The sequence below is a fragment of the Escherichia sp. AM3 genome (assembly GCF_032029835.1).
Taxonomy (GTDB): Bacteria; Pseudomonadota; Gammaproteobacteria; order Enterobacterales; family Enterobacteriaceae; genus Escherichia; species Escherichia coli.
On record NZ_JAVUPQ010001036.1, the window covers coordinates 1 to 264 of the forward strand.

General features: G+C 55.3%; 1 pseudogene. It reads right to left on the reverse strand.

Annotated elements, in window-relative coordinates:
• Positions 1 to 177: pseudogene (locus RTW80_RS29590) on the reverse strand (conjugal transfer protein TraB); the annotation flags it as partial.
• Between the last annotated feature and the right edge of the window lie 87 nt (positions 178 to 264).

Below are 264 nucleotides of genomic sequence, written 5' to 3' on the forward strand. Positions count from 1 at the left end.
CTTCAGCAGTTTAATCAGGCCGGAGGGCAGGGGGGACATGTCCTGCGTGCCCATATGAATGCTTCCCACCAGGTGCAGATGCTGCCCGCCCGGAAGCGAAATATCCATACCGGGCCAGGCATAACGGCGGGGAAAAAGGGCGCGAAACGATGTTTTTAGACGATTAAACAGACCCATACGCGCTCCATGATCGGAAAGGTTCATGCTAGCGCGTACGGGTACAAGGTTCAATCCTTCGGTTTAAACCGCAGCAGACGGTTAGCG